Source organism: Bartonella sp. AA126HLJHH (assembly GCF_042197425.1).
In the GTDB taxonomy this organism is placed as follows: Bacteria; Pseudomonadota; Alphaproteobacteria; order Rhizobiales; family Rhizobiaceae; genus Bartonella.
This window is the reverse complement of sequence record NZ_JBHIRU010000002.1, coordinates 261,311-279,576: the sequence shown is the minus strand read 5'-3', so window position 1 is coordinate 279,576 and position 18,266 is coordinate 261,311. Positions and strand designations below refer to the sequence as shown.

General features: G+C 38.0%; 14 protein-coding genes, 3 tRNA genes and 1 pseudogene. 2 read left to right on the top strand and 16 right to left on the bottom strand.

Annotation, left to right across the window (positions count from 1 at the left end; translation table 11 throughout):
• The 3 genes and pseudogenes from ACFIQC_RS02410 to ACFIQC_RS02400 all read right to left on the bottom strand — a co-directional run.
• Window positions 1–76, bottom strand: a pseudogene (locus ACFIQC_RS02410) (elongation factor Tu); the annotation flags it as partial.
• A 181-nt stretch (window positions 77–257) separates the two neighbouring features.
• A tRNA-Gly gene (locus ACFIQC_RS02405) sits at window positions 258–331 on the bottom strand.
• 31 nt (window positions 332–362) lie between these two features.
• A tRNA-Tyr gene (locus tag ACFIQC_RS02400) sits at window positions 363–446 on the bottom strand.
• A gap of 205 nt (window positions 447–651) precedes the next feature.
• On the opposite strand from ACFIQC_RS02400, the gene ACFIQC_RS02395 reads away from it, so the two are divergent.
• Window positions 652–1,482 carry a TrmH family RNA methyltransferase gene (locus ACFIQC_RS02395; protein WP_375620776.1) on the top strand — a complete coding sequence of 277 codons (831 nt, stop codon included), beginning with the start codon at window positions 652–654 and terminating at the stop codon, window positions 1,480–1,482.
• On the opposite strand, the gene ACFIQC_RS02390 is transcribed toward ACFIQC_RS02395, so the two are convergent.
• The 6 genes from ACFIQC_RS02390 to ACFIQC_RS02365 all read right to left on the bottom strand — a co-directional run bounded on the left by ACFIQC_RS02390 (window position 1,479) and on the right by ACFIQC_RS02365 (window position 7,457).
• On the bottom strand, window positions 1,479–2,210 hold the full coding sequence (locus tag ACFIQC_RS02390) for a rhomboid family intramembrane serine protease (protein WP_375620775.1): 732 nt from the start codon (window positions 2,208–2,210) through the stop codon (window positions 1,479–1,481). The genes ACFIQC_RS02395 and ACFIQC_RS02390 overlap by 4 nt on opposite strands.
• Window positions 2,211–3,086: 876 nt before the next feature.
• On the bottom strand, window positions 3,087–3,512 hold the full coding sequence (locus ACFIQC_RS02385; RefSeq protein WP_375620815.1) for a DUF2155 domain-containing protein: 426 nt from the start codon (window positions 3,510–3,512) through the stop codon (window positions 3,087–3,089).
• 89 nt (window positions 3,513–3,601) lie between these two features.
• Complete coding sequence (locus tag ACFIQC_RS02380; protein ID WP_375620774.1) at window positions 3,602–4,000, bottom strand: NADH:ubiquinone oxidoreductase subunit NDUFA12; 399 nt, start codon at window positions 3,998–4,000, stop codon at window positions 3,602–3,604.
• 181 nt (window positions 4,001–4,181) lie between these two features.
• Entirely contained in the window at window positions 4,182–5,681 is a 1,500-nt protein-coding gene (gatB, locus tag ACFIQC_RS02375) for an Asp-tRNA(Asn)/Glu-tRNA(Gln) amidotransferase subunit GatB (protein ID WP_375620773.1), read from the bottom strand.
• 130 nt (window positions 5,682–5,811) lie between these two features.
• Window positions 5,812–7,239 carry a trigger factor gene (gene tig, locus ACFIQC_RS02370; protein WP_375620772.1) on the bottom strand — a complete coding sequence of 476 codons (1,428 nt, stop codon included), beginning with the start codon at window positions 7,237–7,239 and terminating at the stop codon, window positions 5,812–5,814.
• A gap of 135 nt (window positions 7,240–7,374) precedes the next feature.
• Window positions 7,375–7,457 (bottom strand) — tRNA-Leu (locus tag ACFIQC_RS02365).
• Between the two features lie 134 nt (window positions 7,458–7,591).
• Here ACFIQC_RS02365 and trmFO point away from each other — a divergent pair.
• Window positions 7,592–9,004, top strand: coding sequence for a methylenetetrahydrofolate--tRNA-(uracil(54)-C(5))-methyltransferase (FADH(2)-oxidizing) TrmFO (gene trmFO / locus ACFIQC_RS02360; RefSeq protein WP_375620771.1), 1,413 nt, complete (start codon window positions 7,592–7,594; stop codon window positions 9,002–9,004).
• A 345-nt stretch (window positions 9,005–9,349) separates the two neighbouring features.
• On the opposite strand, the gene ACFIQC_RS02355 is transcribed toward trmFO, so the two are convergent.
• The 7 genes from ACFIQC_RS02355 to ACFIQC_RS02325 all read right to left on the bottom strand — a co-directional run bounded on the left by ACFIQC_RS02355 (window position 9,350) and on the right by ACFIQC_RS02325 (window position 18,265).
• The gene (locus ACFIQC_RS02355; protein ID WP_375611283.1) at window positions 9,350–9,628 is read right to left on the bottom strand and encodes an HU family DNA-binding protein; all 279 of its coding nucleotides are present in this window, start codon (window positions 9,626–9,628) and stop codon (window positions 9,350–9,352) included.
• Between the two features lie 229 nt (window positions 9,629–9,857).
• Window positions 9,858–12,284, bottom strand: coding sequence for an endopeptidase La (gene lon / locus ACFIQC_RS02350; RefSeq protein ID WP_375640064.1), 2,427 nt, complete (start codon window positions 12,282–12,284; stop codon window positions 9,858–9,860).
• Between the two features lie 183 nt (window positions 12,285–12,467).
• Window positions 12,468–13,742, bottom strand: a complete 1,275-nt coding sequence (gene clpX, locus ACFIQC_RS02345) for an ATP-dependent Clp protease ATP-binding subunit ClpX (protein WP_375706687.1) — start codon at window positions 13,740–13,742, stop codon at window positions 12,468–12,470.
• Window positions 13,743–13,925: 183 nt separating this feature from the next.
• Window positions 13,926–14,558, bottom strand: coding sequence for an ATP-dependent Clp endopeptidase proteolytic subunit ClpP (gene clpP, locus ACFIQC_RS02340; protein WP_375611281.1), 633 nt, complete (start codon window positions 14,556–14,558; stop codon window positions 13,926–13,928).
• Between the two features lie 147 nt (window positions 14,559–14,705).
• Window positions 14,706–15,515, bottom strand: a complete 810-nt coding sequence (locus tag ACFIQC_RS02335) for a hypothetical protein (RefSeq protein WP_375630199.1) — start codon at window positions 15,513–15,515, stop codon at window positions 14,706–14,708.
• A 10-nt stretch (window positions 15,516–15,525) separates the two neighbouring features.
• Window positions 15,526–16,902, bottom strand: a complete 1,377-nt coding sequence (trkA, locus tag ACFIQC_RS02330; protein ID WP_375611279.1) for a Trk system potassium transporter TrkA — start codon at window positions 16,900–16,902, stop codon at window positions 15,526–15,528.
• Window positions 16,903–16,906: 4 nt separating this feature from the next.
• Complete coding sequence (locus ACFIQC_RS02325) at window positions 16,907–18,265, bottom strand: sigma-54-dependent transcriptional regulator (RefSeq protein ID WP_375611278.1); 1,359 nt, start codon at window positions 18,263–18,265, stop codon at window positions 16,907–16,909.
• Window position 18,266 lies beyond the last annotated feature (1 nt).

The window sequence follows — 18,266 nt, the reverse complement described above, 5'->3', positions numbered from 1 at the left end:
TCTTCCCATGATCAACGTGACCAATCGTACCAATATTAACATGCGGTTTTGTTCGTTCAAACTTGCTCTTCGCCATTGCTATTAATCTCTTGTTTTATTCCCTATTTTTATTAGCACCTAGGGACAATTCTGCAAAATTTAAGTCTGACCAGACTGTAAACAGCCCAATCACCACAACTCTTAGACGGAAAACCCCACCAAATCTATAAATGGAATATCCTCCATCATACCTATTTGCCCAATCACCAACAACCACTTGGAGCGGGTAGCGGGAATCGAACCCGCATATTCAGCTTGGAAGGCTGCTGCTCTACCATTGAGCTATACCCGCATGACCCACGTACTAACTCTCCTTCGATGAATGGTGGAGGGGGTTGGATTCGAACCAACGTAGCATACGCAACGGATTTACAGTCCGCCCCCTTTAACCACTCGGGCACCCCTCCATTACACCGATAAAGTCGCGCAATGAGACATCACGACAACCACCTTGAATACCCATTCAATTCAATCTGATTGCGAAGTGGTTATGACGATTACTATTGTATCTGTCAACAGAATAAATACAATTCTGTACAAATTTCCTGCTCATAATTTTAAATCATAGATTTTTTCTCTCTATTTTTCTTATTAACACGTTATAAAGAAGCTATGAAAGAAAAAACATCACAAAATTCTCATTATGCTCGTTTGCGTCGCCGATATCGCGATACAAAAGGCTCTCCTTCTCGATCTTTTACACACCCAAAGAAGAAAGCTGCTTCTTTACAGCAAGAGATCATCCATCTTTATGGCATTCATTCTGTTCAGGCTGCTTTAGAAAACCCAAAAAGAATTTTAAAATGTCTTTACGTTACACAAAATGCCTTAAAACGATTAAATATATCCGAATCAGATTATCCTTGCTCTGTTATATTATGCACCCCCAAATATCTTGATTCGCTTGTTGGAAGTGAGGCTGTTCATCAAGGTATTGTTTTGGAAACTCTCCCCCTCAAACCATGCAAACTGTCGGAACTAACCAATACTGATCTGGTCATTGTCATGGATCAAATTACCGATCCACATAATGTTGGCGCTATTATGCGCTCTGCAGTTGCATTGAAAGCTAAAGCACTTATTACAACTTGCCGTCACTCTCCCCACGAAAGCGGTGTTCTTGCGAAAGCGGCATCTGGAGCTCTGGAGATGATTCATTATATTACCGTACGAAACCTTGCTGAAGCTCTTCAAGAACTTCATCAAACAGGTTTTACAAGCTTTGGTCTCGATTCAGAAGGTGACCAACCTCTAGAAACAGCATTAACAGGGAATAAAATTGCTCTTGTTTTAGGAGCAGAAGGTAAAGGTTTACGTAAAAAAACACGCGAAACCGTTTGCGCTTTAACACGCCTTGACATGCCTGGAAATATTAAATCATTAAATGTTTCAAATGCAGCAACAATAGCTCTTTATGTGGCACATCAATATCTTAGATTCTAGTTTTTAATTTTTTGTGAAACATCAAAAAAACCAACCAACAAAAAACCCGCAAAAAACCCGCCAATATGAGCTTCCCATGCTATTGAGATGCCATTTTCTTCAAACAAAATAGAAGAAATACCTATGATCAAATCAGTCGTCAGCCATACACTCATATAAACAAGAACCCCCTTAGAACACAGAGCTTTTTTGACAGATAATAAAGGTCCTAAAAGTTTTTCGTTCTGCGCATTGACAGCTAGATTACCACTAGGAAAACCGTAACGTGCAATAGCACCCATCATTCCAGATACGGCACCTGACGCCCCAATAAGTGATATGGTACTTTCTTGATGAAATGTAAAATAAGTCAAAACAGAAATAACTGCCGTTAACACCCAAAAAATTAAAAAACGTAAAACACCAAAATGCCTTGCTAAAGGAGAGCCGAAAACCAAAAGCCAAACCATATTAAGAGCAACATGTTTAAAACTACTATGCATAAATGAATAACTCACCATGGTATAACAAAATGCTACAGGATCCCTCTTAAACAATGCTGGTATAAATGAAAAAAGCTCAAGACTTTCAACATAAACATGATGAGAAAAAAAATACTGAGAAATGCAATAAAGACAAAAACAAAATGCTATCAAAACAACTATAATAAATGGAACATTCAATAAGGGTTCTTTAGGTTGTTTTGGCAATCGGGAAACATCATTATGTTGGTGACTAGAAACTTTCATTGTATAAAATCTCGTATTTTTTAGAAAATGGGTTATTCTTTTATACAAAATAAATATACCATTCCCAGTGATGCAGAATCTTTTCAACGCCTCTTCGAAGCCCCTTTTTAAATTTTCAATAGCTCTATATGAAAACACGTGTATTTTATACAAAAGATTTTAAAAAGCATGGATATCAAGAATATGATTTACAAACTTAGTGGTATCCTACTTACTTAAATGTGAAGTTACCATGCAATATACAAGAACTTACGAATAGACAAACTCACTTATGAGGTGGTGTATAATAAAAATATATAAACATTATTTTCTTACTAGAAATATATTGATTATTGCATTTTTTAACCAAGCTATACTTCGATTGATAAACTTTAAAGAATCTTAAATCTCAATTTTTCCATTAATATGGCCTGCATTGCTTCTATGCTTTGAACGAAAAACGACATCTCTATGAGAAAAATACCAATACAGTGTTCTCTAGATATAATAATTAGTGTTTCATGATGAATTACTTACTTGATAATCTGTTTCCCTCATACATGCAAAAGCGTCAGTTCATCTCTTTAACAAATATAAACAAGCCTTTCATTTCAACCTTTAACAGATATAATTCAAGAACTGTCTCTTATGAAACACTGAAAAAATATGTTGATTCTAATAATGCATCTTTGAATTTAAACAGTTCATGACGGAATTTTTTATTCCTTTTTTAGACAGTCGTATTGACACATCCGACACTTGTAACGCGCAAGAGAATAATTTGGATTATTCAATATAAAAAAAATTAAATGAGGTAATCATAGGAATTTGCTATTAAGTTGTAAAATGATAAAGGACCATTATAAATCAATGTATTATAAATAGATAACACACTAATTATTGAAGAGAACGATCTTGAGAATTCTGCTTGCAATCCTTTAACCACACATCATAAATAGGATGCTCAACAGCGTTCAAACCAGGACTATCTGCAAACATCCATCCTGTAAAAATACGCCGTATTTTTTTATCTAATGTTACTTCATTGACTTCAACAAAACCAGTTGTACGCGTGGGTTCATCTTTAGAGCTCGTATAACACGCACGTGGTGTTACCTGTAATGCGCCGTACTGATAAATTTTACCAAGAGTAACTTCAAAACGTGTGGTCCGTCCCGTGATTTTGTCAAGACCTGCAAAAACAGCAATTCCATTGCTAATACGCTCAGCCCGCACCCCATTATTTAAGGATAAAAACACTAAAATTTCCATAAAAAAAATATAAAAAAAATGCCTCGCCCCTAACAATAAAAAAAATCTCATCATATCAAAATCAATCGCACCTTAAAAAATAATTCTTTTCATAACATAGAGTCAAATAAGACAAAAATACACACGCACATTAAAACATGTTATTTTTTAGGTGACCACGCATCATAATCTTCATGCACACAAGAACGCTCTCCATTGGAGGTGATAGCTCCCTTTGGTCGATAGCCCTCACTTGTTCCTGTCATATTTGCAACATGAGGCTTTTCCCATTCATAAGGATGATAATCCTCTTGTGTTGGTGGACACTCACAGCGATGATGAATCCAGCCATGCCAACCTGGTGGAATAGTAGAGGCCTCAGAATAGTCTTTATAGATAACCCAACGGTGCGGATAACCATCCTTATGAAGTCCTCCTTCATAATATATATTTCCAAATTGATCTTCCCCTATCCGCTTACCTTTGCGCCATGTGAAAAAACGCGTACCAATGGTATTGCCATTCCACCATGTGAAGATTTGCTTAAAAAAACGAACCATCTGCTATTCCATTCATTTAGTGCGCTCATGAAATTAATCGTTGGAATAAAATTATTAACGATTGAAATTATCGAAAAAGTTACTAGTAAATTCAACTACAATTCCAATTGATAGGTTAACGTGCTATCCTTTAATTTCAAGAAGATATCATATGTATGGCTTCTTCTCCACCCCATAAAATTTAATCTATGCCAAGTTTCATCTTAACCAATTCATTAACAGCTTGGGGATTTGCCTTACCACCTGTTACTTTCATTACCTGTCCAACAAACCAACCAGCTAAAGCAGGTTTGTGCTTTGCTTGCGCAACTTTATCAGAATTATTGGCAACGATCTCATCAACAGCTCTTTCAATAGCCTTTGTATCCGTTACCTGCTTCATATTTCGTTCTTCTACAATTTGGCGTGCATCTCCCCCCTCATTCCAAATAATCTCAAAAAGATCTTTGGCAATTTTTCCAGAAATAACTCCTTCTTTTATAAGATCAATAATGCTTCCCAATTGATTTGGCGATACTGGTGACTCTTCAATCTCACGATTATCTTTATTTAAAGCCCCTAAAAGGTCGTTAATCACCCAATTGGCAACTATTTTTCCATCACGCCCACGTGCTACTTCTTCAAAATAATCAGCAATAGCCTTTTCTGTCACAAGAATGGAAGCATCATACACTGTCAATCCCATTTCCTTAACAAAACGTGCTTTTATAGCGTCAGGCAATTCTGGTAAGTCCGCTGCCAAAGCATCCACAAATGCTTGATCAAATTCTAATGGTAAAAGATCAGGATCAGGAAAATAACGATAGTCATGCGCTTCTTCCTTTGAGCGCATAGAGCGCGTTTCACCTTTAGCGGCATCAAAAAGCCGAGTCTCTTGATCTATGACGCCTCCATCTTCTAAAATTGCGATCTGACGACGCGCTTCATATTCAATTGCTTGACCAATAAAGCGAATAGAATTAACGTTTTTAATTTCACAGCGCGTTCCAAAACCTTCACCAGGACGACGAACAGATACATTGACATCTGCACGCATAGAACCTTCATCCATATTGCCATCGCAAGTGCCCAAATAACGAACAATCGTACGCAATTTTGTCATATAGGCTTTAGCTTCATCTGATGAGCGCATATCAGGCTTGGAAACAATTTCCATAAGAGCAACACCAGAACGATTAAGATCTACAAAAGACATCGTTGGATGTTGATCGTGCATCGATTTTCCAGCATCCTGTTCAAGGTGCAACCTCTCAATTCCCACTTCAATATCCTCAAATTGGCCATTTGAATCTGGACCAACAGATATAATAATCTTTCCCTCTCCTACAATGGGATAGCGAAATTGAGAAATCTGATACCCCTGCGGTAAATCTGGATAAAAATAGTTTTTGCGATCAAAAACAGATTTTAAATTAATATGCGCCTTTAATCCTAACCCCGTTCGAACCGCTTGACGAACACATTCTTGATTAAGAACAGGCAACATACCTGGCATGGCTGCATCAATAAGTGATACATGATTGTTCGGCTCTGCACCAAATTTGGTTGATGCTCCTGAAAAAAGTTTCGAATTTGATATGATTTGCGCATGAACTTCCATGCCAATGATGACTTCCCAATCACCTGTAACTCCAGAAATAAAACGCTTAGAATCAGGAGTACGCGTATCAATGATGCTCATTGCCAATCCACTACCAATATTTTAAAATTCACTCATGGCTTATCTAAAACCATTCTCTCAGTGCAATCCTAGGATATAAATCTTACAACACAAGCCCGATTTTATCGGGCTTGTGTTGTTTGCATAAATATTAAGCTTTTTTAGGAGCCTTTTTCTTAGCGGGTTTTTTCTCTGTAGACGTTTCTTTCACTGCAGACTTTTTCTTTGCCGGCTTTTCTTCAGGGACATCTAATTCGTCATATTCTTTCATCAACTCTTCAACCGTCACTTCTTTATCTGTGACTTTTATCTGTGCTAATAAATGATCAATGACCTTTTCTTCAAAAATCGGAGCACGTAGATTTTCAACAGCTTCCGGAGTCTTACGGAAAAAATCCATAATCTCTTTCTCTTGTCCTGGATATTGGCGAACCTGATCAAAAACTGCTGCTTTTAGCTCATCCTCACTAACTTTAACACCAACCTTCATTCCAATTTCAGAAAGCACCAAACCAAGACGAACACGACGCTGCGCAAGGACACGATATTCCTCACGTGCCTTTTCTTCTGTAATACCTTCATCTTCAAAACTGCGCCCAGCCTTTTTCAAATCATCATTAACCTGAGCCCATATATTGTTAAACTCAACCTCTAAAAGTTCTTCAGGAATCTCAAAATTATAATCAGCATCTAAAGCATCAAGAATTTGACGCTTAACTTTTTGACGTGTCACTGAACCATATTGGCTTTCAATCTGCCCACGAACGACCTCACGTAAGCGATCTAGAGACTCTAAACCAACTTTTTGCGCTGCTTCATCATCAATTTTTAATTCATCTGGTTTAAAGACAGCTTTGACAGTAATGTCAAACTCTGCTTCCCGTCCCGCCAAATGTGCCGCACTGTAATTATCAGGAAATTTAACAAAAATCGTTTTTACATCCCCAGCTTTCACACCAACCAATTGCTCTTCAAAACCAGGAATAAATTGTTTTGACCCAAGAATCAGTTGTGCATCACTATCTGCCCCACCTTCAAATGGAACGCCTTCAAGCTTACCTTGATAATCTATGGTAATGCGATCACCTTCTTCAGAATTCCCCTCTTTTAGAGAATAATTACGCGTAGAAGAAAGGACGCGATTGACTTGATCATCAATATCCTGTTCAGGAATAATTGCAATTTCACGGATAACCGTAATATGTTCAAAATCTTTAATGTCAATTTTTGGTAAAACTTCATACTTTAAACTAAAAGTAAAATCAGCTTTGCCATCTAGAATTTTTTCATCTTCATCTATATCAATTTTTGGCTGCATCGCTGCACGTTCATTGCGGTCCGCTAAAATAGAACGGGGTGCATCACTGAGTATCTCATTGAGAATCTCCGCCATAAAGGATTTACCATACATTTTTCGCAAATGCCCACTAGGCACTTTACCGGGACGAAAACCATTAAGCTTGATTTTTCCCTTGGTATCATCCAATCGTTCATTCAACTTTTCTTCTAAATCTTTCGCTGGAACCACGATCTTAATTTCGCGCTTCAGTCCTTCATTAAGCGTCTCGGTAACCTGCATTAAACACCTTCATTTTTCTAAGGAGAGGGATCAACCCACTCTAATAATCATTACATTCTAACACTTCGAGTGTTACATTTACCATGAAGCGGAATTTCAGACACGTAGAAATCCGTAGCACTTAAGGGATTGCTTTGGTGCGGATGGAGGGACTCGAACCCCCACGGTCTCCCGCCAGAACCTAAATCTGGTGCGTCTACCAATTTCGCCACATCCGCTCAAACTTACAAGCTAATAACCTTATACAAGCGGCGTTTCTATACCATTAATTACAGAAAAAAAGCAAACAAATATATTAAAAAAAACAAAATCTATGCTTTTCATACATAACTGCTTACGCTAAAAGTCAATTATGTTAAAGACATTTGATATCCCAATTCATATCATCGGTGGCGGTCTTGCGGGGTGTGAAGCAAGCTGGCAAATCGCTCAGTCAGGAATTTCTGTTGTTTTGCATGAAATGCGACCCGAAAAAAAATCAGATGCCCATAAAACCGATAAATTGGCAGAACTGGTTTGTTCAAATTCGTTTCGTTGCGATGATTCATTAACAAATGCCGTAGGGCTTTTACATGCTGAAATGCGATTAGCAAAATCGTTAATTATGAAAGCTGCTGATACCAACAAAGTTCCCGCAGGTAGTGCTCTTGCTGTTGACCGTGATGGATTTTCAAAAACCGTTACGACAGCACTTGAAAACCACCCTCTTATAACAATCAAACGTGAAGAAGTTCAAGAAATTCCTAAAGCTTGGAAACATGTTGTCATTGCAACAGGCCCCCTTACATCGCCTGCACTTGCTCAAAAATTACAAGCAATAACCGGTATAAAAGCTCTTTCTTTTTTTGATGCAATTGCACCTATTATCCATACCGACAGTATTGATATCAACATTTGTTGGTATCAGTCTCGCTATGATAAAATTGGTCCTGAGGGAACAGGAAAAGACTATCTTAATTGTCCCCTCAACAAAGAACAATATGAAACATTCGTTGAAACGTTAAAAAATGCTGAAAAAACAGAGTTTCGTGACTTTGAAAAAACGCCCTATTTTGATGGATGCCTCCCCATTGAAATTATGGCTGAGCGCGGACTTGAAACGTTAAGACATGGTCCTATGAAACCTATGGGCTTAACTAATGCCCATAACCCTACAGTTAAACCCTATGCTGTCGTTCAATTACGCCAAGATAATAAACTTGGAACGCTTTATAATATGGTCGGCTTTCAGACAAAATTGAAATATGGTGAACAAATTCGCATTTTTAGAATGATTCCCGGTCTTGAAAAAGCAGAGTTTGCGCGTCTTGGTGGTCTTCACCGCAATACCTACCTCAACTCGCCAATTATTCTTGATCAAACCCTTCGTTTAAAACAAAAAAAACAACTACGCTTTGCAGGGCAAATTACCGGATGTGAAGGTTATGTAGAATCAGCGGCAATAGGGCTTCTTGCTGGACGTTTTGCTGCTGCCGAATATCATCATATTTCCCCTTGCCTACCCCCACAAACTACAGCATTCGGAGCCCTTTTGAATCATATTACGGGGGGACACATCATAGATGAAAAAGCAGAAACACAGTCTTTTCAGCCAATGAATATCAATTTCGGACTTTTTCCCCCTATTGCTTCTATTAAACATTCAGGGAAACGTTTACCAAGTAAAGAAAAAAAATTAGTAAAAAAACAAGCCATAACAGCGAGAGCTCTCAATGATTGTACTCAGTGGTTAGCAAATAAAGAATCAAAGAGCTCCTGTTTATAAAAAACACACGATTCGCCTCTTTCCTACTGAATAGATCTTTATGACTCTCGTGAAAAAATCATTCTAAAGCCTTTTAAAGACTGTCTCCCCCAATCAATAAATACTACCCTACGTTTCATCATTTATTCAATTATGTAGATGCTGTAAAATAACTTTTGGCTATAAAAAACTTTACCGCTATCAATAATTTAATATGATTTAATGACTAAAAACAATATATTTCCAGCAATACATGAAAATAAAAATATCGCAAGGATCTCAAAGTTTTATGTGAAAAACAAGCATAACACATGTGTTAAAAAAACCCGCTTATAAATAAATCGGGTTTTTTTAATGTAGCTTAAATTATTTTTTATTAACTGCTTCTTTAAGGCTTTTTCCTGCAGAAAATTTGGGTACAGAACGTGCTGGAATATCGATTTCAGCACCAGTTGAAGGATTACGCCCCTTTGTTGCAGCACGATGAGAAACTTCAAAAGTGCCAAAACCTGGAAGACGAACATCCCCCCCTGAAGCCAAAGCTTCTGTTACAGAAGCCATAAAAGCATCAACAACAGCACCAGCTTGCGCTTTCGAAACACCTGCCTTTTCAGCAACGGAGCTAACGAATTCACTTTTATTCATAAAATATTTCCTTTCCCTATATTACCTGAACATGACTTAATCATGTTATTGGTCAGTTTATTGAAAAGTACAGCAAACAGAAGTCTTATTTTTATCCAAAACATTGTTTTTTTAGCAATAATCACAGTTATTCACGGAATTTTTCACTTTTTCCAACAAAAAACAGAATAATAACCTCAACAACACCTTCTACCACCTAAAAAATGCCGTTATAAATGAGATAAGTGAATCAGTGCGCAATCTGTATTCCTTCACTATCACTGCTCTCTGACCGGATTGGCACAGCCCCTGCAGAGGGCTCTTTCCATTCAATAGTGTCTGGAAAACGAACCAAAGCGTGTTTCAAAACTTCACTCACATGATTTACCGGAATAATTTCCATATTATTTTTGACATCATCAGGAATATCAACCAAATCTTTTGCATTTTCTTCAGGAATAAGTACTTTTTTTATCCCTCCTCGAAGAGCTGCTAAGAGTTTTTCTTTTAATCCACCAATGGGTAAAACGCGTCCACGTAAAGTAATTTCACCAGTCATTGCAATATCTTTATGCACAGCTACTCCTGTAAGGACCGAAACAATTGCTGTCACCATTGCAATCCCAGCCGATGGGCCATCTTTTGGTGTCGCACCCTCTGGAACATGAACATGGATATCGCGTTTTTCAAAAAGTGGAGGTTCAATACCAAAATCAACAGCACGAGAACGTACATAAGATGCTGCCGCTGAAATGGACTCTTTCATAATATCACGTAAATTTCCAGTTACAGTCATCTTCCCTTTGCCGGGCATCATAACTCCTTCAATGGTCAATAACTCTCCACCGACTTCTGTCCACGCAAGACCTGTTACAACACCAACTTGATTTTCTCCTTCAATCTGATTGTAATGATAACGTTTAACACCCAAGAAATCATGAATATTACTTTCTGTAACTTTTACAGATTTTTGATGTGTTTTGAGAATTTTTGTAACGGATTTGCGGGAAATTTTCATGAGTTCACGTTCAAGGTTACGAACGCCTGCCTCACGTGTATAAAACTGAATAATTGACCTTAGTGCTCCATCAGAAATACTGAGTTCTTTTTTAGACAAACAGTGATCTTTTAGTGCCTTTGGTAAAAGATGCTGTTTAACAATTTCCATTTTCTCACATTCAGTATAACCAGCGATACGAATAATTTCCATACGATCCATTAACGGACCTGGAATATTAAGCGTATTGGCAGTTGTGATAAACATGACATCAGAAAGATCATATTCAACTTCCAAATAGTGATCAATGAATGTACCATTTTGTTCAGGATCAAGAACTTCTAATAAAGCGGATGAAGGATCGCCACGAAAATCTTGGCCCATTTTATCAATTTCATCAAGCAAGAAAAGCGGATTAGATTTTTTTGCTTTTTTCATAGACTGGATAATTTTTCCAGGCATCGAGCCAATATATGTTCGGCGATGTCCACGAATTTCTGCTTCATCTCGGACACCTCCCAATGAGATACGAACATACTCACGTCCCGTTGCCTTTGCAATAGAGCGCGCTAATGATGTTTTCCCTACACCTGGAGGACCTAACAAACAAATAATGGGACCTTTTATCTTTGACGCGCGACTTTGTACGGCCAAATATTCAATAATTCGCTCCTTAACTTTTTCAAGACCAAAATGTTCATTATTCATGACCTTTTCAGCAAAATCTAAATTGTTTTTAATCTTAGATTTTTTACCCCAAGGCATTGCTAATAACCAATCAAGATAGTTACGTACAACTGTCGCTTCTGCAGACATCGGAGACATATTCCGTAATTTCCTCAATTCTGCTCCAGCTTTTTCCTGCGCTTCCTTGGATAGTTTTGTATTCTTGATACGCTCTTCTAATTCAGAGAGTTCATCTCGGCTATCATCACCTGCTCCTAACTCTTTTTGGATAGCCTTCATCTGCTCATTGAGATAATATTCTCGTTGGTTTTTTTCCATTTGCCTTTTAACATGCGAACGAATACGTTTTTCAACCTGCAAAACAGAAATTTCTCCTTCCATGAAGGACAAAACACGTTCAAGACGGGCCCGCACAGGTAAGAGCTCTAATATTTCCTGTTTTTCTGCAAGTTTAATCATCAAATGAGAAGCAATCGTATCGGCAAGCTTAGAAGGATTATCAAGCTGGCCAATCGCATTCACAACTTCAGGAGAGATTTTTTTATTAAGCTTTACATAGTTTTCAAAATAAGTAATCACTGACCTTGAAAGAGCTTCAATCTCAACATCACTCTCTCTAGGTTCTTCTGTAACAGTTGCAAAAGCCTGATGATAACCTTCACTTAAAGCAAATTGACTAATTTTTGCACGTGCAGTTCCTTCAACCAAAACCTTTACAGTACCATCAGGAAGCTTTAAAAGTTGAAGAATATTAGCAAATGTACCAATATGATAAATATCCTCTGATTTTGGATCGTCATCAGAAGCATTTTTTTGTGTCACCAATAGTATTTGCTTATCAACCGCCATCGTTTCTTCAAGAGCACGAATTGATTTTTCGCGGCCCACAAAAAGTGGAACAATCATATGGGGGAAGACAACAATATCACGAAGAGGTAAAACAGCATAAACCCCATCTCTTACTTCATCTATCTTTTCATCAATATATTGCATAACTCTCCTTTCTGGAGCCTATGAGCTATCTACAACAATCAGCCCACCTTTAGAAAATCTCAGCTCTTCACTGTACATGAAGTGGTAATTACTCATAGATAAATCAAGCATTATAATGATATTATTAGAAACACCCATCAAATACCATTCATTACCACCTTTTATATTGTGCATAGCACAATGTCATGCTGATACATTTTCTTTATCTTCTGCACGTTCTGAGTAAATATAAAGAGGACGCGCTTTCCCATCAACGACATCACTCGAAATAACCACTTTTTGAACGCCTTCAAGAGCCGGTAGCTCAAACATCGTCTCAAGAAGGATCTTCTCCATAATTGAACGTAAACCACGAGCACCAGTTTTACGTTCAATTGCTTTCTTTGCAATAACACGTAAAGCATCTTCATGAAATGCTAACTCGACATTCTCCATTTCAAAAAGACGCTGATATTGCTTTACTAACGCATTTTTAGGTTGTGATAAAATTTGCATGAGGGCGTTAACATCTAAATCCTCTAAGGTAGCGACTATAGGAAGGCGTCCAATAAATTCTGGTATTAAACCAAATTTTATAAGATCTTCAGGCTCTAAATCACGAAAAATTTCACCGACACAACGCTCATCAGGAGCCTTAACGGTTGCAGAAAAACCAATAGAAGTTTTTTCACCACGCCCTGAAATAATCCGTTCTAAACCTGCAAAAGCTCCCCCACAAATGAATAAGATGTTTGTGGTGTCAACCTGAAGAAACTCTTGTTGCGGATGCTTACGTCCACCTTGAGGAGGAACAGAAGCAATCGTTCCTTCCATAATTTTTAATAACGCTTGCTGAACTCCTTCCCCCGAAACATCTCTTGTAATAGAAGGATTATCTGCTTTACGAGAAATCTTATCAACCTCATCGATATAAACAATACCACGCTGTGCACGTTCAACATTATAATCTGCTGCTTGAAGGAGCTTAAGAATAATATTTTCAACATCTTCCCCCACATAACCTGCTTCAGTCAAAGTGGTCGCATCCGCCATCGTAAAAGGCACATCAATAATACGTGCTAATGTTTGTGCAAGATAAGTTTTACCACAACCCGTTGGACCAACAAGAAGAATATTTGATTTAGCCAACTCAATATCATTGCTTTTAGACTGATGCGCCAACCGTTTATAATGATTATGAACAGCAACAGAAAGAACACGCTTTGCATGCTGCTGACCAATAACATAGTCATCAAGAACTGTTATAATTTCCTTTGGCGTAGGAACACCATCACGCACCTTAACCCCAGAAGACTTATTTTCTTCCCGAATAATATCCATGCAAAGCTCTACACATTCATCACAGATAAATACAGTAGGCCCCGCAATGAGCTTACGCACCTCATGCTGACTCTTGCCGCAGAACGAGCAATAGAGAGTATTTTTTGATTCGTTCCCGCTATTGCTAATTTTGCTCATTTTTCTTTCCTTTCACCACAATATATGAACACTTTGCCTTTTCAAAGGAAGCTTTTCATCATGAAAACTAAAAGACATATAGAAAACCATGCATGTCTCAATACTTTTAGGTGTTTCTCTTATTTTGCGATATTTTTTATAAAACTCTTTGATTTAAAGTAGCTGTTTTTTCTATAAAAACTCTTAATCTTTTTCTTCTTTTTCAGTTTCTGCACGGTATTGTATAACATCATCAACTAAGCCAAACGCTTTGGCTTCTTCTGCTGTCATAAAATGATCGCGATCGAGAGTTCTCTCTATAACCTCATAATCTTGACTCGTATGTTGAACATAAATTTCATTTAAACGCCGTTTCATCTTTATAATATCTTGCGCATGTCGCTCAATATCTGAAGCTTGACCTTGAAAACCACCAGATGGTTGATGCACCATAATACGTGCGTTTGGCAATGTAAAACGATGACCTTTTGCTCCAGCCGTTAATAATAAAGACCCCATAGATGCCGCTTGCCCCATGCAAAGCGTAGAAACAGGAGGGCGAATAAACTGCATAGTATCATAAATAGCCATACCAGATGTTACGACACCACCTGGAGAATTAATATAAAGACTAATTTCTTTTTTAGGATTTTCCGCTTCCAAAAAAAGCAATTGTGCACAAACAAGCATTGCCATACCATCTTCAACAGGTCCATTAATAAAAATAATCCGTTCCTTTAAAAGACGGGAAAAAATATCATAGGCCCGTTCACCACGATTTGTTTGTTCAATAACCATAGGAACAAGGCTTAATGCTGTTTTCATTGGATCACTCATATTTTTACTTTCCGTTCATATAACAACCGCTCTTTACACATTCAATGTTTTTGTCCATATGTTAACATTACTCTCTTGTGCAAGCTACAATCAAGAGATTGTATAAGATAGATTAAAATCTCAATAGTTAAAATAGCAATAATAACTCTACCTAAACAAATGATGAACATCCGGAATGCGAGATACCGCCCAATGGTAAAAACTTCCTTCCTGAGGTCTTTTCGTAGTCTTTGTCTTTCTGTGAATATGAAAACCTATCAAGCGTGAATCTGTAAGCGGCTTTACGCCAAAAGCTGGTTCAAAAATACGTTCAGTTTTTCGCCCAGTCCAATAATAAAAAGTTTCCTTTTCCTTTGCTTCATGAAAAAAACCATATCGTTTTGCTAATCGTGAAATACCATCATTGCCAAATATTGTAACGCCAAGATTTCCCGGTAAAATCGGCATTTTTTTCCTCTTTAACCAGAACGGTCTCCAAACACGACGCTTAAACCCAAGCCAATGAGGAATAATTTCTGCACCTGCCCAATAATCCTCAAATATTTTTATAATAGGGTTATTGGGCGGAAAATAAAGTGCAGAAACGCCTACTCTTGTATTATTTTCTCTTGCCAACCAAACCTTATCCGCATCTGGATGAAATTGTTTAACAAGGTAAACATCTGTATCTAACCAAACACCTTGTTGATATTTCATCAGCATAACACGAAAAAAATCCGAGAACTGAACAATTGTACACCCTAGTTTATCATCAGAAAAATCGGGATCAAGGCGATAAATTGCTGAGCGTGGTAAAATTGATTCGGCTTCATACAGCTCAACACCAGCAGGGAGATTATCTATTTTTTTATCATAACTAAAAAGCTTAACGCGCTGTCCAGTTTTAACCATTGAAGACAAACAAAGCCTATCTACCAATCTTAATTGTCCACTATACCAAAAAGTACAAATATCCATAGATAATACATCAAAAATATTCTAAACTTACGCGAAAGAGTTGTTCAACATCACGAACCCTATCAGCAAGAGCAAAAATCACTATTCTATCACCAGACAAAATACGCGTATCTGCCGAAAGCTGTATTATTGTCTTATTGCGATAAATTGCACCAATTCTCAAACCATCTGATAAATTGAGCTCTGATAATGACTTACCAACCAATGAAGATGTTTGCATCACTTCAGCTTCAATAATTTCTGCTCGGCCATTAAAAACTGAATGAACAGAACGAATACGCCCACGGCGCATTTGTTGCAAAATTCTCGATATTGTAACACTATGGGGATTAAGATATGCATCCACACCAACAGCACGACTAAATTCTTGATAGGCAACATTATTAATCAATACCATATTGGCTTTGCAGCCCAATCTTTTAGCAATAATAGCGCTTAAGAGATTAACCTGATCTTGATTGGTCAATGTAATCATTAAATCGGACTGATCAATTCCCGCATCTTGAAGAATCACTGGATCTAACACGTTACCGTATAAAACTGTTGTTTTTTCAAGCTGATCAGCAATTGTGAGGGCTCTTTCTCTATGCGCTTCTATAATCTTCAATTTTAATTTATGAAAACGCTTTTCAATAGCCTGTGCAACATAAAGGCCAATGTGACCACCCCCTGCAATAATCATGCGGTGGGCATCTTGTTCTTTATGACCAAAAAGCCCAACAGCACGACGCATCTGTTCACGAGAAACAACAAGATAGGTTATATCACCAACGCGTAATTGCGTTTCTGAATGTGCAACCAATAATTCCGCGCCACGTTTAATAGCAGTAACCGTCGTATGAAGATCGGGAAAAAGCTCTGTTAATTGACGCAAAGGTGTATTAATAACGGGACAATCTTCCATGCATTCCAAAGCTAGTGCCACAATATCATCATTACAAAAATAAAGAACATCTATTGCACCAGGTAAAGCAATACGGCGCAAAACCATTTCCCCAACTTCAACTTCTGGCGAAATAACCACATCAATGGGAATATTCTCTCTGGAAAAAAGCGTCTTATAACGTGGTTCTAAATAAGATTGTGAGCGAATACGAGCAATTTTTGTGGGCACATTAAATAATGAATGTGCTACTTGGCAAGCTACCATATTAACTTCATCAAACAAAGTGACAGCAATCAACATATCAGCTTTGTCTGCATCTGCAGCCAAAAGAACTTCAGGCCGTGAACCGTGACCAACAAAACCTCTCACATCCAATGTATCGCGAATCTTTTCAATTAATCTCGTTTCAATATCAATAACAGTAACATCGTGATTTTCAGCAGCAAGACGCTCTGCTATCCCATAACCAACCTGTCCTGCTCCACAAATAATAATACGCATCGCTTTAAGAAACTCCAAGCGCTTTAAGTTTACGGTGCAAAGCTGAACGCTCCATGCCTATAAATTCAGCAGTACGTGATATATTTCCACCCAAACGCCCAATCTGCGCCACTAAATATCTCTTTTCAAATAATTCTCGAGCTTCACGTAACGGCAAATCCATTATACTTTCATCTGAATCCATTTGAAGACGTGGCAAAGAATCACTTACTTCACTGGGAAGAAAGTCCGCTGTTATAGGACCATCACCATCCCGCACAAGAATAAGAAGACGCTCAATATTATTACGTAATTGCCGCACATTACCCGGCCAAGCGTGCGTTTGCAAAATAGCAATCACATCATCACTGATTGCACGCGGTTTAATCCCAACCTGCTGTGATATTGTTTTTACAAAATGATGTACAAGTTCTGGAATATCTTCACGACGCGCTGAAAGGGGCGGAACAACAATAGGAACAACGGAAAGACGGTGAAAAAGATCCTCCCTAAAGCGCCCATCAGAAATGAGGTTTTCAAGATTTTGCGCTGTCGAAGAAATGATACGGACATCCACCTTAACACGTTTTGTGCCGCCAATTCTCTCAAATGTTTGCCCCGTTAAAACCCGAAGAATCTTCCCTTGAGTCTCACGCGGCATGTCAGCAATTTCATCAAGATATAAGATACCGCCATGAGCTTCCTCTAAGGCACCAATTTTACGCTCTCTTCCCTCCATTTCGCTGCCAAACAGCTCTATTTCCATTCTTTCCGGAGTAATCGTTGCAGCATTTATTGTAACAAATGGCCCATTCGAACGCGTTGAGAGCGCATGAATAGCTCGTGCAACAGTCTCTTTTCCTGCCCCTGAAGGACCTGTTATCATGATGCGACTATTGGTTGGTGCTACTTTTTCTATGATTTGACGCAAATTTTTTATAACTGTCGATTTTCCGAGCAACTCTAATGTCTCGTTCGAACGCTTTCGCAATTCTAAAAGCTCACGTTTTAAATTTGAATTTTCAAGTGTTCTCTCTGCAACCAATACAAGTCTATCAGCTTTAAAAGGTTTTTCAATGAAATCATATGCCCCTCGCTTTATAGCGGAAACAGCCGTCTCAATATTACCATGACCAGAGATCATAACAACCGGAAGAGCCGGATATTGTGTTTTAATTTCATCAAGCAGTGCTAAACCATCGAGACGACTACCCTGTAGCCAAATATCCAAAAAAATGAGCTTTGGAATACGCTCACTAATTTGAGCCAATGCTTCATCAGAGTTACAAGCAACACGCGTTTCATAACCTTCATCATCTAAAATACCAGCAACAAGCTCACGAATATCTGCTTCATCATCAACAATCAAGATATCTGATACCATA

Bases quoted from the DNA above. Each gene is read 5' to 3' on its own strand.
- tig (WP_375620772.1), bottom strand. From the start codon at position 7,239: ATGCAGGTTACCGAGACGCTTAATGAAGGACTGAAGCGCGAAATTAAG.
- ACFIQC_RS02395 (WP_375620776.1), top strand. From the start codon at position 652: ATGAAAGAAAAAACATCACAAAATTCTCATTATGCTCGTTTGCGTCGC.
- gatB (WP_375620773.1), bottom strand. From the start codon at position 5,681: ATGAGCATCATTGATACGCGTACTCCTGATTCTAAGCGTTTTATTTCT.
- ACFIQC_RS02355 (WP_375611283.1), bottom strand. From the start codon at position 9,628: ATGAATAAAAGTGAATTCGTTAGCTCCGTTGCTGAAAAGGCAGGTGTT.
- ACFIQC_RS02380 (WP_375620774.1), bottom strand. From the start codon at position 4,000: ATGGTTCGTTTTTTTAAGCAAATCTTCACATGGTGGAATGGCAATACC.
- trkA (WP_375611279.1), bottom strand. From the start codon at position 16,902: ATGCGTATTATTATTTGTGGAGCAGGACAGGTTGGTTATGGGATAGCA.
- clpX (WP_375706687.1), bottom strand. From the start codon at position 13,742: ATGAGCAAAATTAGCAATAGCGGGAACGAATCAAAAAATACTCTCTAT.
- ACFIQC_RS02325 (WP_375611278.1), bottom strand. From the start codon at position 18,265: ATGGTATCAGATATCTTGATTGTTGATGATGAAGCAGATATTCGTGAG.
- ACFIQC_RS02385 (WP_375620815.1), bottom strand. From the start codon at position 3,512: ATGAGATTTTTTTTATTGTTAGGGGCGAGGCATTTTTTTTATATTTTT.
- lon (WP_375640064.1), bottom strand. From the start codon at position 12,284: ATGCAATATATTGATGAAAAGATAGATGAAGTAAGAGATGGGGTTTAT.
- ACFIQC_RS02335 (WP_375630199.1), bottom strand. From the start codon at position 15,515: ATGGATATTTGTACTTTTTGGTATAGTGGACAATTAAGATTGGTAGAT.
- clpP (WP_375611281.1), bottom strand. From the start codon at position 14,558: ATGAGTGATCCAATGAAAACAGCATTAAGCCTTGTTCCTATGGTTATT.
- trmFO (WP_375620771.1), top strand. From the start codon at position 7,592: ATGTTAAAGACATTTGATATCCCAATTCATATCATCGGTGGCGGTCTT.
- ACFIQC_RS02390 (WP_375620775.1), bottom strand. From the start codon at position 2,210: ATGAAAGTTTCTAGTCACCAACATAATGATGTTTCCCGATTGCCAAAA.